This window comes from Granulicatella sp. 20925_1_45 (assembly GCF_041433555.1).
Lineage (GTDB): Bacteria > Bacillota > Bacilli > Lactobacillales > Aerococcaceae > Granulicatella.
Genome location: NZ_JAPWBR010000017.1, coordinates 1 through 20,241, shown reverse-complemented (window position 1 = coordinate 20,241; position 20,241 = coordinate 1). Strand labels below are relative to the sequence as shown.

Sequence of the window (20,241 nt, the reverse complement as noted above, 5' to 3'; positions counted from 1 at the left end):
GAGTTTTGAATATGATTGATAGAAGTGAGATGGAAAAACGTTTTTACGTATCTTCATTTGACGGCCTAAGAGCGATAGGAATCCTTAGTATCATTATTTATCACTTGTATTCTTATCGCTTGCCGGGTGGATTTCTTGGATTGGACATCTTCCTCATTTTAGCGGGTTACTTTATGACAAACCGCTTAATGACAAGTTTGATGAACGATGGAAAGATTCCTTTGAAGCAGTTTTTATTAAAACGACTAGCACGTATTGCGCTTCCTTTAATTGCAATGCTTGTTCTAGTGTTCATTTATATAACGCTGTTTCAAAATGAAATGTTGGTGAACTTAAGAGGATCATTTACTTCTAGTTTAGTCTTTTTAAATAACTGGTGGCAGATTTTCCAGGCACAAACGTTTATTCCAAACTTATTAACTGAAAATCCATTTGAGCACTTATGGTATATTTCATTAGCTTTTCAATTTTACCTATTGTGGCCAATTGTGTTCGCATTTTTAAGTTTATTCCTTAAAAAGCATAATTCTTTATTTGTAGCAATCATAGTGTTAGCTACTGCTTCATTTGGATTAATGCTCTTTAGTTATAAAGGTGCAGATTCATTAACGTATGTCACAATGAGCACAGGAACTCGATTATTCTCAATGCTGATTGGTTCATGTACGGCATTGCTATATCCTTTAGATCGTTTCCAAAAGGAACATAAATCTAGAGTGCCATATGAGCAATATTTAAGATTAATTCCGATTGTGTTAATGTTCATCTTGTTATTTACACTTGGACGTAACGAAGATATTACTTATCGTGGAGGAATGTTGCTCTTTGACTTAACAGTAGCTGCTGTTATTTTGATGAGTGTACATCCTAAGGTAGGAACAGGGATTTTATTCCGTTTCAAACCATTAACGGTGATTGGTCGTAGAAGTTTATCATATTACTTATGGTTTTTACCAATTATTGTGTTATACCAAGCAAAAATGGGGATTGCTGGTTCAAGTAATTTAATTCACGGTATCATCCAATTGGTACTCATTCTCTTCTTTGGAGAAGTTTGGTATCAAGTTTTTGAGAAAAGACGTTATCTTCAAGTGATCCGTAAATTGATGGAACTGTTGAATGAAAAAACGGCTTATGGAAAACAAATTTTGTTTGGACTCTGTGCAGTACCGCTCATTATTTTAGCGGTAGGGCTCGCACAGTCTACAAGTAAATTATCTGAACAAGAGACCATGCTTACTGAATTAATCCATACGAACCAAACAATTGTGGATAATACCCAGCAAACAGATAAGAAACTATTAAAGACCATTAATAATGTGGTCGGGCTTACTCGTGAGGAGACCGTTTTTAGCAGTAATAGTTCGATTACCTTTATTGGGGACCAATCGTTATTAGCTATCGCGAATGAACTAACAACCATTTATCCAAATGCCGTGATGCATGCGACAACGATTGCCCAAGTAACAGATTTAGCTTCAACCATTAATGAACTGAAAGCAAAGAATCTATTACATGACACTGTTGTTTTAATGTTTGGGGCTAATAGTGCATTTACAAAAGGACAATTGGAACGTGAATTAAAACGTATTGGGATGGAAAAACAAATCTTCCTTGTTACAACGACAACGTCCAAAACATGGAGAGATGATGTGAATTCTGTTTACGCTGCTGTTAGCGAAAAGTATTCGAATGTCCATGTTCTTGACTGGAATGAATATTCCAAAGACCAAGATTGGTTCTATTCACATAAATCATATGTAACAGAAGTAGGAGCTCATGAAGAAGCGCTCTTCTTTGCGAAGAAAATTTATGAAACATTGAGAGGAAATTAAAATGGAATTGCAATTTCTAGGAACAGGTGCTGGCGTACCTTCTAAAATGAGAAACGTCACTTCAATTGCATTAAAGCTTCTCGATGAGATTAATGAAGTGTGGTTATTCGATTGCGGAGAAGCTACACAGCAACAAATTTTAAATACAAATATTCGTCCAGGAAAAATCAAGAAGATTTTTATTACGCATATGCACGGAGATCATATCTTTGGGTTACCTGGACTACTGACGAGTCGTTCTTTCCAAGGGGGAGAAGATGATTTAACTCTCTATGGTCCTAAAGGGATTAAGAACTTTATCGACACAACGATTCAAGCTTCTTGTTCAAAATTAGGATATCCTTTAAAAGTGGTTGAATTTGAAAAAGAAGGTCTTCTTTTCGAAGATAAACATTTTAAAGTAGAAATGAAGCGACTCGAACATGGGATTCCTTCATATGGATTCCGTGTGACAGAAAAGGATCAACCAGGCGAACTGCAAGCGGACCGTCTAAAAGAGTTAGGAATTCCTTTTGGGCCACTCTTTGGTAAGTTGAAAAAAGGGGAAACCATTACTCTAGAAGATGGAACGGTCGTGAATGGTCAAGATTATATTTCTCCGGATATTAAAGGACGAGTTGTGACCATTTGTGGGGATACTCGTAAATGTGAAGCTAGTGAAATCTTAGCCTATCGTTCGGACGTTCTCGTCCACGAGGCGACATACGAAGGAGATAAAGGCCAACAAGCCTATCGTCATTTCCATTCAACAAGCCTTCAAGCGGCTGAAGTAGCTAAAAATGCCGAAGTGAAGCGCCTTTTATTAACGCATATCAGCGCTCGCTATCTTGGAAAACAATCTCAAGAGTTGGAAGACGAGGCTAAAAAGATTTTTGAGAATGTTCAAGTTGTCAAAGACTTCGACATTGTGACTGTTGAAAGGATTAAACATCATGAAGGACGCTAAATGGTTTACAAATCAAGTGGCTCTTGTGACCGGAGCTAGCGGTGGGCTTGGCGCACAAATCGCATTGGAATTAGCTAAAAGAGATGTGCAACTGATTCTTGTGGCTCGAAATACTGCTAAACTAGAGCAAGTAGCTGCGGAGTGCAAAACGTTTACTACAAAACCAGTTGATGTTTATTCGTGTGATTTAACCGATGATGCATCTGTTAATCAGTTGTTAGCAACTCTTGATGAAACATACAAAATTACGATGGTCATCAACAATGCTGGCCTTGGTTACCTTAAATTAGCTAAAGACTTAAGTGAATCTGAGATTACTCAAATGCTTCAGTTAAACTTGAATACATTAATTAAAATCACTCAGCATTTTGTACCTAGGTTTATTGAAGATAAGGGCGGAGTAATTGTGAATATCGCTTCTCAAGCTGGAAAATCGGCAACGGTAAAATCATCCGTGTATTCAGCAACTAAATTTGGAGTGTTAGGATATTCGAATGCATTGCGTTTAGAATTAAAACCTTATGGCATCCATGTGATGACCGTCAATCCTGGACCGATTGCGACAGATTTCTTTGATAAAGCGGAGCCAACCGGGAAATACTTAGAGCAATTAGGCTCTGTCGTACTAGATCCAGTGAAGGTAGCAGGAGAAGTTGTTAAAGGGATTGAAAGAGAAAAACGCGAAGTGAATTTACCAAAATCAATGAACTTTGCGAGTAAATTAAATGTATTATTCCCGAAAATAGGAGACAAACTATTAGGGAGTATTTTCAATAAAAAGTAGAGGAGGTGTACGATGAGTTTTGCAAATTATGCATGGAAGTTAAAAGAGAATGTGGATGATGAACTCGTAACATTTCTTTCAAGTGAAAGTGGTGTGTCTGAAAATCTCGTTCGCTTATGTGTGGAACGTGGAGTTCAAACTGTAGAAGAACTACAGGAGTTTCTTTCGCCAACCCCACATCTTATCCATGATCCTTTCTTGTTACATGATGTGGATAAAGCGGTAGCACGTATTCAAGAAGCCATTGAAAATGGTGAATTAATTCATATATATGGCGACTATGATGCAGACGGGATTACGAGTACAACGATTCTCTATGAAACTCTTGAAATGCTAGGAGCTCAAGTATCGTACTATTTACCGAATCGCTTTACAGATGGCTATGGTCCCAATATTCCAGCGTTCCAACGCGCGATTGAAGAGGGGCATACACTCATTATTACGGTAGACTGTGGAATTGCAGCGCATGAACCAATTCGTTATGCGATGGAAAATGGGTGTGATGTGATTTTAACGGACCACCATGAGATTCCAAGTGAACTTCCAGAAGCCTATGCCGTTGTCCATCCTCGTCATCCAGAGGCAAACTACCCATGCGGAGATTTATCAGGTGCTGGTGTTGCATTTAAGCTTGCTCACGCGCTTCTAGGAGAGTTTCCAGAAGAAATGGTAGAATTAGCTGCGATTGGAACCATTGCGGACTTAGTGAGCCTTACAGACGAAAATAGAACGATTGCTAAACTAGGAATCAGTCAAATGAAACAAACGCAGCGTATTGGCCTTGTTACTTTGATTGAGAAGTTATCCGTTAAAGTTGATAAATTAGATGAAAAGACAATAGGCTTTCAGATTGGACCACGCCTAAATGCATTGGGTCGACTAGGAGATGCCACTCCAGGGGTTCAATTGATGACAACGTTTGATGATGAAGAAGCAGCGACTATTGTTGACTTTATGCAATCTGAAAACGAAAGACGTCAAGCAATTGTGAATCAAATTGTTGAAGAAGCCAGTCCGCTTATTCAAGAACAGATGAATCAACCTATCCTTGTGTTAGCTCAACCAGGCTGGCATGAAGGCGTTCTTGGAATTGTAGCGAGTCGAATTGTCGAACAGACTGGTAAACCAACCATTGTGTTAGGAATTAGTGAAGACGGCTTAACAGCCAAGGGTAGTGGGCGTTCGTTTGGAGAATTTAATCTCTATGATGCGTTAACAAGTGTTAAAGATCATCTTCTAAAATTCGGTGGACATCATATGGCTGCTGGATTGACAGTTGAAACGATTATGCTTCCAACGATTATCGAAGGCCTTGAGCAATATGCAAAAGACCATCAAGACTCGTTAGATGCGAAAGCTACTTTGACAATTGATGAAATTCTTCCATTAAAAGACATTACGGTTGATTGGATTGAATCATTAGCCAGTCTCAAACCATTTGGTACGGATAATCCAGAACCGGTTGTTTCTCTGGAAGGAATTCAAGTGGCGTCAACACAATTACTTGGTGCGGATAAACAGCACTTGAAGCTTAATTTGAAAGAGGCCAGTTCGGCAAATACACTTCAAGCGATGGCGTTTAGTAAAGGGGAATGTGCAGCATCTCTTCAACCAGATACCAAGATTAGTATTGCTGGTACGTTAGAGATTAATGAATGGCAAAATAATCGTCTTCCTCAATTATTAGTAAAAGATATTGCTGTTAAAGGTAGAGTCGTTATCGACTGGCGTACTTCTAAGATTACAAAAGATCATCTAGCTGTTGAAAATGCACTTTATCTAGCAACAAATGAAGTGTACTTGAAGGAACTAGAAACAAGAATTCCAAGTACTTCAAGCGTGATGGATTTTGCATCCTTTGTAGCTGCAAACGAGAAACCAACTGCTAAAGCAATTGTGTTATTCGACCTACCAGAAAAGATTGAAGAAGTGGAAGCTTTCTTTAAAATGGAATGGACACAGCCTCTTTATGTCATCGCATATACGAAGAATTCGGTTGTGACAACAGGCATACCTGATAAGCCTAAGTTTGGTCTAGTATACAAATATATCCAATCTCATGTAAAAATTCCGTACAATGAAAAACTAGTTTCGGTTGCTGGATTCCTCAAAATTCCAGTTGAACAATTCCGAGTGATATTAAAAGTGTTTTTTGAGTTGGAATTTGTTAAAATAGTAGATGGACATTTAATGATTAACGAAAGTCCAAAAACAAACGACTTAGAAGAGTCAACCTTATTGAAAAAGTTAAATGAACAAATGTTGCTTGAAAAGAAATTCAACTATAGCCAGTTCCAAGAACTTAAGAGTTGGATGGATTCACAACAAGGTAAATAAAAGGAGGAGTTCTCAATGAACTTGAAAGAATATATTGCTAGTGTTCCAAACTATCCTAAAGAGGGTATTATTTTCCGTGATATTTCTCCATTAATGGCGGACGGGAAAGCTTATCAATACGCAACACAACAAATTGTTGATTACGCTCGTAGAATTGGCGCTGAAATGATTGTTGGACCAGAAGCACGTGGATTTATCGTTGGATGTCCTGTAGCGTATGAGTTAGGAATTGGATTCGCACCAGCTCGTAAAAAAGGAAAATTACCTCGTGAAACAGTGGCTGTAGAATATGATTTAGAATACGGTTCAGCTGAATTACACTTGCACAAAGATGCTGTAAAACCTGGTCAAAAAGTTCTAATTTGTGATGATTTATTAGCAACAGGTGGAACAATGGCTGCCGCTGCAAAACTAGTTGAAAAGCTTGGCGGTGAAGTAGTTGGTTTAGCTTTCTTAATAGAGTTAACAGACTTAAAAGGTCGCGAAAAAATTAGCGAATACGATATCTTCACATTAATGGAATACACTGAAGACGAAAGATAATAAATAAAGAAGACTTCCTAAGCCAGTTGCTAGGGAAGTCTATTTTTTATTTTCTCAATTCTTCTAATAGAGCTTTGGCAGTTTCTTGATTTAAGTGAGGAGCTTGGCTGAGTAAGTTCATAAGATGTGGTAGTTCTTCTTCGGTTGCCCCAACTGCTAGGCCTAATGATTTTGCTTGGAGTCGCATATGGCCTTTTTGAATACCGTCAGTCACAAGAGCTCTCACTGCTGCAAGGTTTTGCGCTAATCCAATCGATGCGATAATTCCAGCTAATTCAACAGCACTTGGATGTCCCAATAATTCATGAGCAAATTGCGCTCCAGGGTGGATTGAAATCGACCCGCCAACCGTTCCAACGGGAAGCGGAAGTGTGATGGTTCCAACCAGATTTCCTGTCTCATCTTTAGTCCAGTTTGTTAGCGGTTGGTACTTGCCGCTTAAACTTGCAAAAGCATGAGCGCCTGCTTCGATTGCTCGCCAGTCATTACCAGTTGCAATTACGACAGAATCAATTCCATTCATAATTCCTTTATTATGCGTGGTTGCACGATACGGATCTGCTTTTGAAAATTCACTTGCTAAAACGATGCGATCTACAACGTCTTCTCCTTTTGTTGTTTTGGTATCTAAAATTCTTGGAGAGAGCACGCATTTAGCAGTGACAACAGAGTTTATCGCAAGATTCGAAAGGATAGCCATAATACTTTCGCCTGCAGTCATCGCCTCAATTGGAGACACAAGGGATTCGAGGATGGTATTCAACATATTTGCTCCCATCGCTTCCTGTGTATCAACAGATACATAGAAAATGTAGAATCGTTTCTTGTCAGTAGACTTTTCTTCTACCCAGATATCTCGTATACCACCACCGCGCTTCACGATAGAAGGGTGCGAGTTATTAGCAATTGTAAATAATGATTCTTTCTGTTCCTCAAGTTTGGCTTTTACTGCTTCTAGTGTTAGAGGAGATTTAACAATGGCAATTTCTCCAATCATTTCACGCTTTTCTTGAATCGTTGTAGTTCCGCCAGCCAAGTTGATTAGTTTTGAAGCATAGCTCGCTGCAGCAATTACTGAAGGTTCTTCCGTTACCATTGGAACGATATAACTTTTTCCGTTTACGATGATTTCTGGAACAATCCCATAAGGAAGACCGTAAATTTCAATTTGGTTTTCGACCATTTGACCTGCTACTGATTCTGGAAGAGAAAGATCATTTTTGAGTCGTTCTTTCGCTTCATTAGATAATGATGGATGATTTAATAAAGTTTCTTTTCTTTCTTCAAGAGGCTTTTGATAAAACTTGTAAAAAGGGTTGTTTTGCATCGATGTGCTCCTTTCATGCTTTCATTCAGTATAACAAATTTTTAGTGTTTGCGGGTATGATACAGGTAAATTTTTCGAAAATGAGGTACACTAGTAAACGTGAAAGGAGAGATTTTATGGAATTTATTCGTGAATTGAATGGTCGCCGTTTGATTTTAACGGCAGATGAAGAGTATCAAAAAGAAGCAGAAGATATGCTCTCTTTTGTAGAAGAATATTTTGAGGAGAATTGGGACGAGGTAGACACTTTAATTCCAATTCATTATGGACAAGTGAAAGTCATTCCAAAAGGGGAAGATTTCCAAGTGGTTGTTCAAAATTATGAACATAAACTACTAGATGAATGGGTAGAAGATTTCTCTTATTTCTTAGATATTATTCGTAAAACGATTCAAACTGGAAAACGTACGAAAACATTAGGACGTCTCATTCCATTCCGCTTTGATGGACCATTAGTGATTGCCAACCATACATTTGAAGTGGATGAGTGGTATGCGCATCGTTTTGATGATGAAACTTGGTATATTGCTCCAATCGATCAAACGATTGATCCGCAACCGCTAGAAGGAAATCAAGCGTATGAAATCTTTCCAGATTACCCAGAATTATATGAAGTAATGCATTTACCTACCGACTATATTATCTTATTCAAGGGGCATGAAATAGTTTCAGTATTGAATACAGATAGTGTCGATGTGTGGAACTAGTCAATTACGAAAGGATGTACTATGGTAGAATCAATTTGTCGTATGAATCATGTTGTGAAGGCGTATGAGTGTAACTGGAAAGGGGAGTTATCTCTTAGCCATGTCGTTGGGATTATGATGCTTGCTTCGCGTAAACAAGAACGCAGTCTAGCACATCCTGATTTGATTTATCAAAAAGGCTTATCGTGGATTGTGATTCAAAACCAATTAACTGTGAACCGCCTTCCAAAATTAGAAGAAGAAATTATTATCGAGACAGAACCAGTTGGATATAACAAGTTCTTTACGTTCCGTCGTTATACGATTTTGTCTCTAGACGAAGAAGTACTAGTAGACGCATTAACGACATTTTCAATGATTAATATTGAAGAGAGAAAACTCATTTCACTAGATGAAGAAGTATTAAGTGAATATCCAATTGAGAATAAAAAAGATACTCGTCGTAATCCAAGAGTTCCAAAAATTGATTTGGACAAAGCAAGTGTTCAAACTTACCGTGTTCGCCTCAATGATATCGATTATAATCACCATGTGAACAACGCGAAGTATTTTGATTGGGTAATGGATAGCCTTGGAATGGAATTTATTAAGACACATAGTTTAAAATCAGTTCTTGTAAAGTATGATAAGGAAATTCTTCCAGAAGCTACCGTTAAGAGTTTTTATGAAATTCGTGATACTGAAAACGGGGTTCAAACTTTACATCAATTAGAATCAGATGAACAAAAATGTTGCCACTTATCTCTTGAGTGGGAAACAAAGTAAAATCCTTGTATTTTCAGAGGAAATAGGGTACAATACTTTTTGTGTAAAATATGCAGCAGAAATATAGAAGCTCGTCAACAGTCCTAGCCTTTAGGGTAAGGTAGTAACCGCGGCTGCAAAGGTGAACCCTTGTAGTGACTGCACGAATCGAAGATTTCGCGATTATTTTACTCCAAAAAAATAAACAATTATTGGAGGAATGTTCAATGTCACGTTACACTGGACCAAGCTGGAAGTTATCTCGTCGTTTAGGCATTTCACTTTCAGGAACAGGAAAAGAAATCGCTCGTCGTCCATACGCACCAGGTCAACACGGACCAAACAGCCGTAAAAAATTATCTGAGTATGGTCAACAATTACAAGAAAAACAAAAACTACGTCATATGTACGGTATGAACGAACGTCAATTTGCTACTTTATTCAAAAAAGCTGGCAAAATTAAAGAAGGTAAACATGGTGAAAACTTCATGGTTCTTCTTGAACAACGTTTAGATAACGTAGTATACCGTTTAGGTTTAGCAACTACTCGTCGTCAAGCACGTCAATTAGTAAATCACGGTCACATCACTGTGAACGGTAAACGCGTAGATATCCCTTCATTCCAAGTACAAGTTGGCGATGTTGTGGGTGTTCGTGAAAAATCACGTAACTTAACAATCATTAAAGAAGCTCTAGAAGCTTTATATGGTCGTCCAGAGTTCGTTACTTTCGACGAAGATAAATTAGAAGGTTCATTAAACCGTCTACCATTACGTGACGAGTTAACTTCTGAAGTTGACGAATCACTAGTCGTTGAATACTATAACAAACTTGGCTAATATTATTAGACAATTTCAAAACTGGAATTCACTATTGTGGATTCCAGTTTTTTTATTTATAATTTTTTTGAAAGCACAGTAAATAATTATGATAGAAAGAGGTAGTATCAGATGATTCGTTATTTTGAAAATCCAGTTATAACTTTAGAAGAGGTTCTTCCTTTATATGAAGCAGTAGGATGGACCAATTACACACTGAATCCAACAATGCTGAAAGAGGCATACAAAAATTCTCTTCATATATTAGCAGCGCTTAATGAAGAAGAAAAACTCGTTGGTGTATTGCGAGCGGTTGGAGATGGGGCGTCTATTCTATTTATTCAAGATATTTTAGTGTACCCTGAATACCAACATCAGGGAATTGGCACAAAATTGTTACAACTCTCTCTAGAAAAGTACAAGAATGTATATCAAATTCAACTAGCAACAGATGATTCAACGAAAACAGTTTCTTTTTATGAGTCTAATGGATTCACAAGTTTAACTTCTCTAAATTGCGTTTCATTCATATATACTGGAAAGCGATGAGCAAACTTTACCGACTTTCTACGATTCTATGATAGAATGAGAGAGTAAACTAGAGGAAAGAGTGGATACAATGCAATTAACAATCGATAAGAAAGCGCAAGCGTGGTTTGAAGAAGAAATGGGTGTATCTAAAGAACGTGGTGTTCGTTTCCTAGGAAAGGTATACGGATGCAGTCCTATTCATGAAGGGTTCTCTCTAGCAGTTGAAGTAGATGCTCCAAGCAATCCTTATGTAAGTGTAGTAGAAAACGGCATTACATATTTTGTTGAAACTGGGGATGAATGGTTTTTCCAAGGGCATAATTTAGAAGTAAGCTTTGACGAAAAGTTAAAAGAGCCAAGTTACAATTATACAAAAATTGTAGATTAATATAATAGAAAAAAGTGGGAGTGAAGCGCGAGCTAACTCCCGTTTTTATTGGACTTTTTGTGATTTGTAGAGTACAGTTAGATAGTTATGAAACGAAGAAAGGATTTATAAAATGACAGAACCTGCAGTAAAATATAGACTGATTAAAACAGAAAAACATACAGGCGCTCGTCTTGGAGAAATTATTACACCACATGGTACATTCCCAACACCAATGTTTATGCCGGTTGGGACACTTGCTACTGTGAAATCAATGTCTCCGGAAGAATTAGATGAAATGGGCGCAAATATCATTTTAAGTAACACATACCACTTATGGTTACGTCCAGGTGCAGATATTGTAGATGAAGCCGGTAAACTCCATAACTTCATGAATTGGAAAAAAGGGATTTTAACAGACTCAGGCGGTTTCCAAGTCTTCTCGCTGAGCGATATGCGTCGTATTGAAGAAGAAGGAGTTCATTTTAGAAATCATTTAAATGGATCTAAATTATTCTTATCTCCTGAAATTTCAATCGATGTACAAAATAAACTAGGTGCAGACATCATCATGAGTTTTGACGAGTGTCCAGATTTCCACCATACACATGATTACGTGAAAGATTCAATCGCTCGTACAACTCGTTGGGCAGAGCGTGGATTAAAGGCACATAAATCACCAGATACACAAGCGTTATTCGGAATCTTACAAGGTGCTGGTTATAAAGATTTACGTATCGCTCATGCAAAAGACATGGTTTCTCTAGATTTCCCAGGATATTCTATTGGTGGATTGTCGGTTGGTGAAACAAAGCAAGAGATGAATGAAGTGTTGGATTACTTAACACCACTCATTCCAGATAATAAACCTCGTTATTTAATGGGAGTGGGGTCACCTGACTCATTAATCGATGGAGTCATTCGCGGAGTAGATATGTTTGACTGTGTACTACCAACACGTATTGCTCGTAATGGTACTTGTATGACCAGTGCGGGGCGTCTTGTAGTGAAGAACGCGAAATACGAACGTGATTTCCGTCCATTGGATGAGAAATGTAATTGTTACACATGTCGTAACTATACACGTGCTTATATCCGTCATTTATTTAAGACAGACGAAACATTTGGCTTACGCTTAACCAGTTATCATAACTTGTACTTCTTATTAAACTTAATGAAGCAAGTACGCCAAGCGATTATGGATGATAACTTATTAGAGTTTAGAGAAGCGTTCTTTGAAGAATATGGCTTCAACAAAGAAAATGCTAGAAATTTCTAAAGAGTATAGAAATAAAGCGACTTTTTTGATAAAGTAAAAACATAAAATTGGAAATGAGGTAAGATTATGGATCAAATGACATTATTAATTGCATATATCGTTGTAGCAGGAGGAGCGTTCTGGTTCTTCGGACGTAAACAACGTCAACGTGCTAAAGAAATTCAAGCGCAAAGAGAAGCGATGAAAATTGGAGATAAAGTAGTTACAATCGGTGGATTGCACGGTGTAATTGATAACATTGATACTGTAAATAAAACAGTCGACCTAGATTGCGAAGGAGTCATCCTAACTTTCGAACGTGCTGCTATTCACCATGTTGTTTCAGAATCTGCTCCAACAAATAACGAAGTGTATACTGATGAAGTAGCAACTGAAGAAGAGTAATCGATGGATAAAGAAAGTTTAAAAAATAAATTTAAAACTTGGTTATATTATAAAGTCAGTGAGTTTAACGATTTAGGATATACAACAATTCAAACGGAAGATCTCGCGCATTATTTTGCTGATTATCGTTGGAAGAAAAAAATTCCTGAAAATCTATTTGAGCAGATTTTTCAAATTAATCAATTAAGTATTAATGAATATTTCGATTTTGAATCTTTAGAAGCACAAACGAATAAAGAGATTACACTTGAGGATATCAATTTAAGTGAATTATTTTAAAAAGAGAAGCTAGCTGTACGCTAGCTTCTCTTTTTGTATAAAAAACTTTGTAAAGGATTACAAAAAGCGCTACAAAAGTATTGCTATTTTCGGAATAATGGTTAGAATGAAGGTATAGGTTAGGGAATTTTTATGAAAGGGAAATGAAAACAAATGAATCTGTTTTCAAAGGAAAATTTTTCAATGAAAATAGTTTACATTTTTACAAAAATAGTGTAAGATAAGAATGTGATAAAAATAACAAACACTGGGGGAAATCACAAGTGAGTGAAGAAAAAAACAACAACCAAGTACAACAAGAAATCAACCATCTCGTGGAGAATGGGTTGAAAGCCTTAGATGAATTCCGCTTGTTAAATCAAGAACAAGTTGACTACATTGTGGCAAAAGCATCAGTTGCTGCGTTAGACCAACACGGTGTATTAGCGCAACATGCAATCGAAGAAACAGGACGTGGTGTTTTCGAAGATAAAGCTACGAAAAACTTATTTGCCTGTGAACACGTGGTGCACAACTTGCGTCATACTAAAACAGTTGGCGTTATTTCAGATGATGAAGTAACAGGATTAACATTAATCGCTGAGCCAGTCGGTGTTATCTGTGGGATTACTCCAACAACAAACCCAACTTCAACTGCAATTTTCAAATCATTAATCGCTTTAAAAACACGTAATCCAATCGTGTTTGCATTCCATCCATCAGCTCAGCAAAGTTCTGCACACGCAGCTCAAATCGTTCGCGATGCAGCCATTGCAGCTGGAGCTCCTGAAAATTGTATTCAATGGATCGAACATCCATCTATTGAAGCAACAAATGCTTTAATGAACCATGATGGCATTGCTACAATCTTAGCAACAGGTGGTAACGCGATGGTTAAAGCTGCGTACTCTTGCGGTAAACCAGCTCTTGGGGTTGGTGCAGGTAACGTACCAGCTTATGTTGAAAAATCTGCTAACATTCGTCAAGCAGCTCACGATATTGTAATGAGTAAATCGTTCGATAATGGTATGGTGTGTGCATCTGAACAAGCAGCAATTATTGATAAAGAAATTTACGATGATTTTGTTAAAGAATTAAAGAGCTATCACACTTACTTTGTAAACAAAAAAGAAAAAGCATTATTAGAAGAATTCTGCTTCGGCGTAAAAGCAAACAGCAAAAACTGTGCTGGAGCTAAATTAAATGCGAACATCGTTGGTAAGCCAGCAGCATGGATCGCAGAACAAGCTGGATTCTCAGTTCCAGAAGGAACTAACATTCTTGCTGCAGAATGTAAAGAAGTTGGCGAAAAAGAACCTTTAACTCGTGAAAAACTTTCTCCAGTAATTGCAGTGCTTAAATCAGAATCTCGTGAAGACGGTATTGAAAAAGCACGTCAAATGGTTGAATTCCATGGTTTAGGACACTCAGCAGCAATTCATACTGAAGATGCTGAATTAGCTAAAGAATTTGGACGCGTTGTTCGTGCAATTCGTGTCATTTGGAATGCTCCTTCTACTTTCGGTGGTATCGGGGACGTTTATAACGCATTTATCCCATCATTAACATTAGGTTGCGGTTCTTACGGACGTAACTCAGTTGGGGATAACGTAAGTGTTGTAAATCTATTAAATATCAAAAAAGTAGGGAGACGTAGAAATAACATGCAATGGTTTAAAGTTCCATCAAAAATCTATTTCGAACGCGATTCAATTCAATACTTACAAAAAATGAAAAATGTAAGCCGTGTAATGATCGTAACTGACCAAGCAATGGTTAAATTAGGATTCTTACAACGTGTTATTGAACAATTAGAATTACGTCCAAATAAAGTAATTTATGAAGTATTCTCAGACGTAGAACCAGATCCAGACATCACAACTGTAAACCGTGGTGCTGAAATCATGAAGAGCTTCGAGCCGGATACAATCGTTGCACTTGGTGGTGGATCTGTAATGGATGCTGCGAAAGTAATGTGGATGTTCTACGAACAACCACAAGTGGACTTCCGTGACTTAGTTCAAAAATTCATGGATATCCGTAAACGTGCATTCAAATTCCCAGAATTAGGAGAACGTGCTAAATATGTTGGTATCCCAACAACTTCTGGTACAGGTTCTGAAGTAACACCATTCGCGGTAATTTCAGATAAAGCAAACAACCGTAAATATCCATTAGCTGACTACTCTCTAACACCAACAATTGCGATTGTTGACCCAGCGTTAGTTATGACAGTTCCTGATTTTGTAACAGCTGATACTGGTATGGACGTGTTAACTCACGCAATTGAAGCGTACACTTCAACACTAGCAAACGACTATACTGATGGATTAGCATTACAAGCAATCAAATTAGTATTTGAAAACTTAGTAAGTAGTGTGAAAAATGCTGATTTCGTATCACGCGAAAAAATGCATAACGCTTCTACAATGGCTGGTATGGCATTTGCCAATGCGTTCCTTGGAATGAGCCACTCAATGGCGCATAAGATTGGAGGATTCTTCCACACAGTTCACGGACGTACTAATGCAATCCTATTACCATACGTAATCCGTTACAATGGTACTCGTCCTGCTAAAGCAGCTACATGGCCAAAATACAACTATTACCGTGCGGATGAAAAATTCCAAGACATCGCTCGTATGTTAGGATTACCATCTTCAACTCCTGAGGAAGCAGTAGATGCACTTGCTAAAGCTGTTTACGAATTAGGAGAAGCTGTAGGTATCGAAATGAACTTCAAAGCACAAGGTGTTAACCACAAAGAATGGTTAGCTACAATTCATGAAATTGCAATGCTTGCTTATGAAGATCAATGTTCACCTGCGAACCCTCGTTTACCAATGGTAGCTGATATGGAAGAAATTCTTGCTGACGCATACTTTGGATATAAAGAACGTCCAGGTCGTATCAAATAATTCATTTTGAATCTAAAGAGTCTTAGGAGTTTCCTAAGGCTCTTTCTTTGCTCTGTTTTTCAGCAGTAAAATATGCTATACTGTTAGGGAAATGAAAGGAGATGGCTTATGACACCCAATAAAGAAGATTACATTAAAACAATCTATAAATTAGGCGGTAAAGATGAATTCGTAACGAATAAAGCCATCAATCAAATGCTGGATCTTTCAGCGGCTTCAACGACAGAGATGTTAAACAAGCTTGTCCTTGATGGTACGGTGGAATACATCCGTTATAAAGGCGCAAAATTAACACAAAAGGGAATTAAAGTCGCAGAACGTCTAATTCGTTCTCATAAAATATGGGAAGTCTTTCTTGTGAATTCTCTTGGTTTTAGGGGAGATTCTGTTCATGAACAAGCAGAAATTCTCGAACATGCTTCGTCTGTTGAAATGACAGAGCGATTAGCGGAATTTTTAGGGAGTCCAACGCATTGTCCTCATGGTGAAGAAATCCCGCCTTATTCTGAATAATGAAATGATAAAACTGGTCTTTTTAAGGCCAGTTTTTTATTTTAGCTCTAGTATTTCTACTAAAATTTTAGTACAATAATAGTACAGTTTAAGTAAGGTGTTTCATTTTTTTTAATACAGAGGGAGATATTATGACATCAAAGCATCAACAAATCATTCGTTATATTGAATCATTGCCAGTGGGAGAAAAAATCTCTGTGCGTTCAATTGCGAAGAACATGGAAATGAGTGAAGGTACAGCGTATCGTGCGATTAAAGAAGCTGAAAATATAGGTATTGTTTCTACCATCGAGCGTGTAGGGACGATTCGTATTGAACGTAAAACAAAAGATAATCTTGAAAAGTTGTCGTTTGGTGAGATTATTAAAATCATCGAAGGAGAAGTGTTCGGTGGACATGACGGTCTAGATAAAATACTAAATCGCTTCGTTATTGGTGCGATGACTCTTGATGCAATGACGCGTTATATTCAACCAGAATCCCTTGTGATTATCGGGAACCGTGAAGATGCGCAATTACTAGCATTGAATCAAGGTGCAGCCGTATTAATTACTGGGGGATTCCAAGCAACGCCACAATTGATTCAAAAAGCCGATGAATTAAAAATTCCATTAATGGGAACAACATATGATACATTTACAGTTGCTAGTCTCATTAACCGTGCGATGACTGACCAATTAATTAAGAAAAAAATTATGATTGTCGCAGATATTTATAACGATTTAGAAAATACGAATTACATGAGGATGGACCAAACCGTTAAAGAATATCGCCAACTGAGTGAAAAAACAGGAAACTCTCGCTTCCCAGTTATTAATCATTCGAATCGTTTGGTGGGTGTTGTTTCTGCTAAAGATATTTTAGCAAAAGCTGATACTCTCACAATGGAACGCGTAATGACGAAGAATCCATCAGTCTCAAAATTACATGCTTCTGTTGCCAGCGTGGCGCACTCGATGATTTGGAATGGATTGGAGATGCTTCCAGTTGTTCAAGACAATATGGAATTGATTGGGATTATTTCACGTCGTGATGTAATGAAGGCAATGCAGTTAACACAGCGTCAACCACAAGTTGGAAATACTTTTGAAGATGATGTAAGTGAAAACTTAGAAATCGTTGAAGTAAACCCTACAAGTGCTCATTTTAGCTTTACTGTAACGCCACAAATGACCAATAATCTTGGAATGCTTTCATTTGGTGTATTATGTGAAGTTGTATCAGTTGCCTCAAAAGAGTTTATTCATCGTAGTCAACGTCGTAACACAGTTATTGAGCAATTAGAAATGCATTACTTAAAGATGATTCCGATTGAAAGTAAAATTTCAATTCAAATACAAACCTTGGATAATGGACGTAAAGTCTCTAAATTAGATATTTCCGTGTTGCTAGAGAATTCTGTTGTTGCTAAGGCAATTATGTCAAATCAATTAATGGAAAGAAACTAAGTATGGATTACAAAGAATTATTACAAGAAATCATCACAGAGATTGAAAAAGCCGATTCAATTGTGATATTAAGACATAGAAAGCCAGATCCAGATGCTTTGGGGTCACAGATAGGTCTAAGTGAACTCATTAAGGCAACCTATCCAGAAAAGTCTGTTTACGTTATTGGAGATATGCCAGAAAACTTGAAGTATATCGGCGACATGGATGAAACCACTCAAGAGGTGTTCGATACCTCTCTTGTTATTGTTGTCGATTGTTCTACACCGAGACTTATCAATTGTCCATTTGAAGTGAATGTCGATGAGGTAATTAAGATTGATCACCATCCAAATGTGACACCGTACGGAAAGATTTGTTATGTAGATACAACTGCAGCCAGTGCCAGTGAAATCATGGCTGAGTTTGCTTTTGACGAAGCAACTCCATTTCAAATGAATAAGTCAGCTGCTAACGTGATTTACACAGGAATCATCGGGGATACCGGTCGATTCTTATATCCGTCAACCACTTCGAAAACTTTTGCACTTGTATCAAAATTGATACAACACGATGTAGATTTGGCTGGAATTGCGGATAAAATGATTACAAAACCGTTGAACGTGAATCGAATGACAGGGTATATTTACGAGCATCTAGAAATATATAGTAAAGGAATGGCGAGTGTAGTTTTAACGAAAGAAGTACTCGAACGTTTCCAAGCTACTGACCAATTAGCTTCACTTGTAGTTTCAGTTCCTGGAACGGTTGAAGGGATTCTGGCGTGGAGTATGTATGTGGAACAAGAGGATGGCACCTTTAGAGTTCATTTGCGGTCAAAAGGGCCAACCGTGAATCATATTGCGCAAGCTTTTGGCGGTGGAGGACATACGCTAGCGTGTGGCATTCCTTCTGTTACGAAGAGTCAAATTTTAGAAGTGGATGCTGAGTTAAAAGAGGCAGTGAAAACCTTTAAGAAAAATTGAAATTACGCCTAAATAAGAGTATTATAAGATGTTGTATTTACAATAAAAATCAGTCCAATCATTGGATGAAAGGAAATATTAAATAATGAATTATACAGAGTTTTTTAAAAAGATTGATGCAGAAATTAAAAAAGCAGATTCGATTGTTATCTTGCGTCATGAATCACCAGACCCAGATGCAATTGGTTCACAAGTAGGGTTAAGAGAAATTATTCGCGCAACTTATCCAGAAAAAACAGTGTACTTATTAGGTGAAATGCCAAGTTCACTAAGTTATATTGGAGAAATGGATGAAATTACACAGGAACAATTCGATTCTGCACTGATTATTGTTTTAGACTGTGCAAATACACCACGTATTGACTGCCCATTTGAAGTAGATCCATCGAAAGTAATTAAAATCGACCACCATCCAGATAGAGATGTTTATGGTGCCATTTCATTTGTAGATACGAATTCAAGTAGTACAAGTGAAATTTTATGTCGTTTTGCATTTGGTGAAGAAAGTACTTGGAACGTCTCAAAAGAAGCAGCTAATGCATTATATGCAGGTATTGTAGGAGATACAGGTCGATTCCTTTATCCATCAACAACAGCTGTAACATTTGCAATGGTTTCTAAACTATTAGAATTCGATGTTGATATTTCAGGCATTGCTTACCACATGATTACAAATCCTGTTTCAGTAAGCCGTTTAGCAGGTTATATTTACCAAAACATGGAAATTTCTGAGAATGGCGTTGCAGCTACAATTTTAACGCAAAAGGATTTAGAGCACTTTGGAATTGAAGAAGATCAAACACATGGTGTTATTTCACTTCCAAGTACGGTTGAAGGCATTCATTGCTGGGCGTTATTTGTTGAGCAACCAGATGGAAGCTACCGAGTAAATCTTCGTTCTAAAGGCCCAATCGTGAATGTGATTGCTCAAAACCATGGTGGTGGAGGACATCCATTAGCATCAGGTGCGATTGTTCAAACTCTTGAAGAAGTAAACGAAATCGTAAAAGAATTGAATGCATCTTCAAAAGACTATTTAAGTAAATAATATGGAAAGAGTCGGTTTATCCGGCTCTTTTTTCTTGATTTGGGTTTCAAATGTGAAAAAAATTCTTTTTAAAGGAAGAAAATTGGTCTTGATTCTCTCTTGGATAACTCACATTAATACAGTATAATATATATGAATTTTTATAGAATAATATTTTTAAAAAAGAAGGAGAACTAGATGAAAAGGTTTATTCATAAATTATCAACTACATTATTAATATTCACATTATTAACGAATCAAGTAGCGCCAACTTTTGCCTATGCGCAGGAGATTAGTGAACCTACAACAGTAGAGACAAGTAATACAGAAACTAGTGAAACACCAGCAGTTGAAACTACGGTAAGTACAGAAAATACTACTTCTGAAGCAAACGAAGCCGCAGCTACAGGTGCTTTAGGGGTAAATGCACAAATCGGTCAAGTAAAAGTAACTGCCACAAACTCAACAGGTAGTGACGAACAATATACAACAAAAAATCGTCAAGGGGAT

Annotated in this window: 20 protein-coding genes; 19 read left to right on the top strand and 1 reads right to left on the bottom strand. The window is 37.4% G+C overall.

Annotation, left to right across the window (positions count from 1 at the left end):
• Positions 1-11 precede the first annotated feature (11 nt).
• Genes O3798_RS06430 through O3798_RS06410 form a run of 5 tightly spaced genes read left to right on the top strand, consistent with a single transcriptional unit; the run spans position 12 to position 6,445 of the window.
• Positions 12-1,835, top strand: a complete 1,824-nt coding sequence (locus O3798_RS06430; RefSeq protein ID WP_371463986.1) for an acyltransferase family protein — start codon at positions 12-14, stop codon at positions 1,833-1,835.
• A 1-nt stretch (position 1,836) separates the two neighbouring features.
• Positions 1,837-2,781, top strand: a complete 945-nt coding sequence (gene rnz / locus O3798_RS06425) for a ribonuclease Z (protein ID WP_285252231.1) — start codon at positions 1,837-1,839, stop codon at positions 2,779-2,781.
• On the top strand, positions 2,768-3,565 hold the full coding sequence (locus O3798_RS06420) for an SDR family NAD(P)-dependent oxidoreductase (protein WP_371463985.1): 798 nt from the start codon (positions 2,768-2,770) through the stop codon (positions 3,563-3,565). Before rnz ends, O3798_RS06420 begins: the two co-directional genes overlap by 14 nt.
• Before the next feature lie 12 nt (positions 3,566-3,577).
• A complete protein-coding gene (recJ, locus tag O3798_RS06415; protein ID WP_371463984.1) occupies positions 3,578-5,902 on the top strand; it encodes a single-stranded-DNA-specific exonuclease RecJ in 2,325 nt (774 codons plus the stop codon).
• Positions 5,903-5,917: 15 nt separating this feature from the next.
• A complete protein-coding gene (locus O3798_RS06410; protein ID WP_371463983.1) occupies positions 5,918-6,445 on the top strand; it encodes an adenine phosphoribosyltransferase in 528 nt (175 codons plus the stop codon).
• 46 nt (positions 6,446-6,491) lie between these two features.
• Here O3798_RS06410 and O3798_RS06405 read toward each other — a convergent pair whose 3' ends face one another.
• Positions 6,492-7,772, bottom strand: coding sequence for a hydroxymethylglutaryl-CoA reductase, degradative (locus O3798_RS06405; RefSeq protein ID WP_371463982.1), 1,281 nt, complete (start codon positions 7,770-7,772; stop codon positions 6,492-6,494).
• Between the two features lie 116 nt (positions 7,773-7,888).
• On the opposite strand from O3798_RS06405, the gene O3798_RS06400 reads away from it, so the two are divergent.
• The 14 genes from O3798_RS06400 to O3798_RS06335 all read left to right on the top strand — a co-directional run.
• A complete protein-coding gene (locus tag O3798_RS06400) occupies positions 7,889-8,479 on the top strand; it encodes a hypothetical protein (RefSeq protein WP_371463981.1) in 591 nt (196 codons plus the stop codon).
• Between the two features lie 21 nt (positions 8,480-8,500).
• Positions 8,501-9,244: an acyl-[acyl-carrier-protein] thioesterase gene (locus tag O3798_RS06395; RefSeq protein WP_371463980.1), complete on the top strand. Its 744-nt coding sequence runs from the start codon at positions 8,501-8,503 to the stop codon at positions 9,242-9,244.
• 206 nt (positions 9,245-9,450) lie between these two features.
• A complete protein-coding gene (gene rpsD, locus O3798_RS06390) occupies positions 9,451-10,062 on the top strand; it encodes a 30S ribosomal protein S4 (RefSeq protein ID WP_070445329.1) in 612 nt (203 codons plus the stop codon).
• 111 nt (positions 10,063-10,173) lie between these two features.
• On the top strand, positions 10,174-10,590 hold the full coding sequence (locus tag O3798_RS06385) for a GNAT family N-acetyltransferase (protein WP_371463979.1): 417 nt from the start codon (positions 10,174-10,176) through the stop codon (positions 10,588-10,590).
• 70 nt (positions 10,591-10,660) lie between these two features.
• Positions 10,661-10,960 carry a HesB/YadR/YfhF family protein gene (locus O3798_RS06380; RefSeq protein WP_371463978.1) on the top strand — a complete coding sequence of 100 codons (300 nt, stop codon included), beginning with the start codon at positions 10,661-10,663 and terminating at the stop codon, positions 10,958-10,960.
• A 112-nt stretch (positions 10,961-11,072) separates the two neighbouring features.
• Positions 11,073-12,218, top strand: a complete 1,146-nt coding sequence (gene tgt, locus O3798_RS06375; RefSeq protein ID WP_371463977.1) for a tRNA guanosine(34) transglycosylase Tgt — start codon at positions 11,073-11,075, stop codon at positions 12,216-12,218.
• A 66-nt stretch (positions 12,219-12,284) separates the two neighbouring features.
• Positions 12,285-12,602, top strand: a complete 318-nt coding sequence (yajC, locus tag O3798_RS06370) for a preprotein translocase subunit YajC (protein ID WP_371463976.1) — start codon at positions 12,285-12,287, stop codon at positions 12,600-12,602.
• A 3-nt stretch (positions 12,603-12,605) separates the two neighbouring features.
• Positions 12,606-12,881, top strand: a complete 276-nt coding sequence (locus O3798_RS06365) for a post-transcriptional regulator (RefSeq protein ID WP_371463975.1) — start codon at positions 12,606-12,608, stop codon at positions 12,879-12,881.
• A gap of 263 nt (positions 12,882-13,144) precedes the next feature.
• Complete coding sequence (adhE, locus tag O3798_RS06360; RefSeq protein WP_371463974.1) at positions 13,145-15,778, top strand: bifunctional acetaldehyde-CoA/alcohol dehydrogenase; 2,634 nt, start codon at positions 13,145-13,147, stop codon at positions 15,776-15,778.
• Between the two features lie 108 nt (positions 15,779-15,886).
• On the top strand, positions 15,887-16,291 hold the full coding sequence (locus O3798_RS06355; protein WP_371463973.1) for a metal-dependent transcriptional regulator: 405 nt from the start codon (positions 15,887-15,889) through the stop codon (positions 16,289-16,291).
• Between the two features lie 131 nt (positions 16,292-16,422).
• Positions 16,423-17,739, top strand: coding sequence for a DRTGG domain-containing protein (locus O3798_RS06350; protein WP_371463972.1), 1,317 nt, complete (start codon positions 16,423-16,425; stop codon positions 17,737-17,739).
• A 2-nt stretch (positions 17,740-17,741) separates the two neighbouring features.
• Positions 17,742-18,704, top strand: a complete 963-nt coding sequence (locus O3798_RS06345; protein WP_371463971.1) for a bifunctional oligoribonuclease/PAP phosphatase NrnA — start codon at positions 17,742-17,744, stop codon at positions 18,702-18,704.
• An 85-nt stretch (positions 18,705-18,789) separates the two neighbouring features.
• Positions 18,790-19,752: a bifunctional oligoribonuclease/PAP phosphatase NrnA gene (locus O3798_RS06340; protein ID WP_371463970.1), complete on the top strand. Its 963-nt coding sequence runs from the start codon at positions 18,790-18,792 to the stop codon at positions 19,750-19,752.
• 177 nt (positions 19,753-19,929) lie between these two features.
• Positions 19,930-20,241, top strand: a 312-nt coding sequence (locus O3798_RS06335) for a hypothetical protein (protein WP_371463969.1), incomplete at its 3' end; no start/stop codon positions are given.